This window comes from Streptomyces aurantiacus (assembly GCF_001418335.1).
GTDB lineage: Bacteria > Actinomycetota > Actinomycetes > Streptomycetales > Streptomycetaceae > Streptomyces > Streptomyces aurantiacus.
This window is the reverse complement of record NZ_LIPP01000310.1, coordinates 1-3,824: the sequence shown is the minus strand read 5'-3', so window position 1 is coordinate 3,824 and position 3,824 is coordinate 1. Positions and strand designations below refer to the sequence as shown.

Here is a 3,824-nt window from a genome sequence, read left to right as displayed (position 1 = left end):
CAACTGGTGCGAGGCGTCGGCCGCCAGGCGCCGCTCGGCCGTCAGCATGCGGGCGATGCGCTCGGCCGAACCGTCCAGCACGTCCGCGACGCGGTCCAGCTCCGGAACCCCGTACCGCTTGTGCCGCGGGCGAGGATCTCCCGAGCCGAGCCGTTCCGCGGTCTCCGCGAGGTCGGTCAGCGGGGAGGTGAGCCGGTTGGCCTGGCGCACGGCGAGGAGTACGGCGGCGACGACCGCGAGCAGGGCCACCGCCGCGATGATCATGAGCGTACGGCCGACCTCACGCGTGACCGCCGAGCGCGCCTCCTCCACCGTGACCGTCTCGCCCTCCTCGCCCTTGCGGGTGGACGTGATGACGTCGCCGGTGGGCTCGGTGCCGATGCGGATCACGGCGCGGCCGGGAATCTCGATGCGCGCGTACCGGTCGCCCGTCACCTGGTCCTTGAGGACACCGGCGTTGATCTGCTCGTCACCGAGGATGCGGCTGTCGACGATGCTCACCAGGCGCACGGCCTCGGAGTTCACCCGCTCCTGGGCGCTGTTGCTGATCGTGCGGGTCTCGACGATGACGAGCGAGACCCCGAACACGGCGATCACAACCAGTACGACGGCCAGCGTGGAATTGATGAGACGGCGACGCACGGGGCCCTCCGACAGACGACTTACGCAAACCAGCAAGCCCCGCAAGGGGCGCGGGGAACTGCGCGACCAGCCACACACGGCCCGCAGCCGCACACGCACCCACGCCACGCCGCGCCACGCCGACGAATGGGCGCCGGCCAAGCCCAGCGGAGCGACTCAGCTCTTCTCGAAGCGGAAACCCACTCCTCGTACCGTCGCGATGTACCGCGGATTCGCGGCGTCATCGCCCAGCTTCTTCCGCAGCCAGGAGATGTGCATGTCGAGGGTCTTGGTGGACGACCACCACGTGGTGTCCCAGACCTCGCGCATCAGCTGGTCGCGCGTGACGACCCGGCCGGCGTCCCGGACGAGTACCCGGAGCAGGTCGAACTCCTTGGCGGTCAGCTGCAGCTCCTCGTCGCCCATCCACGCCCGGTGCGACTCGACGTCGATACGCACCCCGTGCGTAGCGGGCGGCTGCTGGGGCTCGGCCGCGCCGCGCCGCAGCAGGGCCCGGACCCGGGCCAGCAGTTCGGCGAGGCGGAACGGCTTGGTGACGTAGTCGTCGGCGCCCGCGTCCAGGCCGACGACGGTGTCCACCTCGTCGGCGCGGGCGGTCAGGATGAGGATCGGCACGGTGTGACCCTCGGCGCGCAGCCGCCGGGCCACCTCCAGGCCGTCCATTCCGGGCAGCCCGAGGTCGAGCACGACCATGTCGATACCGCCCTGGATACCGGCGTCGAGCGCGGTGGGTCCGTCCTCGCGTACCTCAACCTCGTACCCCTCTCGGCGCAGGGCGCGAGCCAGGGGTTCCGAGATGGACGCGTCGTCCTCGGCGAGCAGTACTCGGGTCATGAACTGATGGTAGTCCGCTGCGGACCGCCGCAGTGAGGGTGATCGACATCCGCGCCGGTTCGGGCCGGCCCGGGCCCCGTCCGGGCCCGGTCGGGCCCCGAACCGGACCTCGAACCGGGACATGCAACCCTGGGGTTGAGGAGGGAAACCCGCGAACGGCCTTCGATTCACCCTCACACCCACCTCTCCACCTGTGATCCATCTCTCAAGTCATGTCATATGCGGCATTGACATGGCGTGTGGCCTTATGGTGACCAGACGCCTGTAGCACCACACAGGGACCTTCGGCGGGAGCTACGTGAGCTTCACGCTGAGGGTCTCTTTTGTGTGCGGGCTCGGGTACGGGCTGGTGTCTACCGGCCTGGAAAGCAATGACCTGTGGCCGGGCTCGGAGCGCGTGACGCGCGACGGGCGTGGATCCCGGTGGTCGTCGTCCACCGCTTCGAGGTCCGGAGCGGACTCCCCGTGGGCGTGGGGCGGGACGGCCCTTCCGCCGGTGCCGGCCGCCTCCCCCACCGGGCGCGCAATCCGATCCGATCCGATCCAGCGGCGCGTCCCGAGCAGCAAGGAACGACCATGGCGTCCAGCCTGACGAAGGACTCGGTCTCCCCCGGAATCCCTGGTTCCGGTTACGGTTCCGAGAAGTCCTTCTTCGGCCACCCCCGCGGACTGGCCACACTCTTCATGACCGAGATGTGGGAGCGGTTCTCCTACTACGGCATGAGGGCACTGCTCCCGCTCTACCTGGTCGCGCCCGGCGGCCTGCACCTGAGCGCCACCACCGCGACCGCGATCTACTCGGTCTACCTGTCGCTCGTGTACCTGCTCACCCTCCCCGGCGGCTGGTTCGCGGACCGGGTGCTCGGCCCCCGCAAGACCGTCGCCGTCGCCGGACTGGTCATCATGCTCGGCCACCTGACGCTGGCGCTGCCCTCGTCCGGCACCTTCTACGCGGGCCTCGGCATCGTCGCGATCGGCTCGGGTCTGCTGAAGGCCAACATCTCGACGATGGTCGGCCACCTCTACCAGGGCCCGGACGACCCGCGCCGCGACGGCGGTTTCACCGTCTTCTACATCGGCATCAACGTGGGCGCGTTCGCCGCTCCGCTGGTGATCGGCACCATCGGCGAGAACGTCGACTGGCACCTGGGCTTCGCGCTCGCCGCGCTCGGCATGGCGCTGGGCCTGGTCCAGTTCCTGCTGGGCCGCCGCCACCTCGACACGCGTTCCGACGTCGTCCCGACGCCGCTGTCCGCCGAGGAGAAGGCCTCGACCCTGCGCAAGGGCCTGCTGTGGCTGGCCGTCGCCGTGGTCTTCTACGGCGTCGTCGGCTTCTCCGGCCACTACACGCTGAACTGGATCCTGGTCCCGCTCACGCTCATCGGCCTGGTCATCCCGATCGCGGTCATCGCCCGGATCAAGCGGGACAAGTCCCTCGACCGCGTCGAGCAGTCGAAGATGTCCGCGTACATCTGGTTCTTCGTCGCCGCGGCGGTCTTCTGGATGATCTACGACCAGGGCGGCTCCACGCTGTCGATCTTCGCCGAGTCGTCGGCCGAGAACAGCGTCTTCGGCTGGGAGTTCCCGGTCTCCTGGTACCAGTCGGTCAACCCGGTCATGATCATGGCACTCGCCCCGGTCTTCGCCTGGGCGTGGCTGGCCCTGAACAGGGCCGGCCGGGAGCCGAGCACGATCGTGAAGTTCTCGTCGGGCCTGGTCCTGGTGGGCGCCTCGTTCTTCCTGTTCCTGGCCCCGCTGACGATCGCCGCCGACGGCCAGAAGGCCGCCGCGATGTGGCTGGTCGCCATCTACTTCGTACAGACGGTCGGCGAGCTGACGGTCTCCCCGGTGGGCCTCTCCGTCACCACGAAGATGGCACCGGCGAAGTACGCCTCCCAGATGATGGGCGTCTGGTTCCTCGCGGTCACCGCCGGCGACGCCACAACGGGCCTGCTCTCCCTCGCGGGCGTCGACCTGAACGGCACAGGCATCGTCACCCTGGAGGCCACCCTCGCGGCCATCGCAGGCATCGCGATCTACATGTACCGCAGCAAGGTCAAAACCTTGATGGGCAACGTCAACTAGCCCCACTTCCTTCTCTTGGGGGCGCGGGGAACTGCGCAATCTTTTAAGGGGCGCGGGGAACTGCGCGACCAGCCACGACGGCCCCGCAGTTCCCCACAACGCCCAACCCCTACGGCGCCCTCCGAGAAGCCCGCTGCAAAGCGCCCCGCGGCATAAACGTGAACACGGCCCCGCCCAGCAAGATCGCCGTGCCGGCAACCAACCCGAGCGCCCGCAACAACCCACTGTCATCGGCCCCGGTATCCGCCAGCCCTCCCCCGGAG

General features: G+C 69.1%; 2 protein-coding genes and 1 pseudogene. 1 reads left to right on the top strand and 2 read right to left on the bottom strand.

Annotated features, from left to right (window positions below; all coding sequences use genetic code 11):
- Together AOK01_RS32360 and AOK01_RS32355 are read right to left on the bottom strand one after the other, a co-directional pair.
- Positions 1-642, bottom strand: a pseudogene (locus AOK01_RS32360) (two-component sensor histidine kinase); the annotation flags it as partial.
- A gap of 156 nt (positions 643-798) precedes the next feature.
- Positions 799-1,476, bottom strand: coding sequence for a response regulator transcription factor (locus AOK01_RS32355; protein ID WP_055517976.1), 678 nt, complete (start codon positions 1,474-1,476; stop codon positions 799-801).
- A 576-nt stretch (positions 1,477-2,052) separates the two neighbouring features.
- Between AOK01_RS32355 and AOK01_RS32350 the strand changes: the two genes are divergently transcribed.
- Positions 2,053-3,561: an oligopeptide:H+ symporter gene (locus tag AOK01_RS32350; RefSeq protein ID WP_055517975.1), complete on the top strand. Its 1,509-nt coding sequence runs from the start codon at positions 2,053-2,055 to the stop codon at positions 3,559-3,561.
- The last annotated feature ends 263 nt before the right edge of the window (positions 3,562-3,824 follow it).

What these genes read in the sequence shown, in the direction of transcription:
- AOK01_RS32355 (WP_055517976.1), bottom strand. Translation starts at nt 1,476, where the DNA reads ATGACCCGAGTACTGCTCGCCGAGGACGACGCGTCCATCTCGGAACCC.
- AOK01_RS32350 (WP_055517975.1), top strand. Translation starts at nt 2,053, where the DNA reads ATGGCGTCCAGCCTGACGAAGGACTCGGTCTCCCCCGGAATCCCTGGT.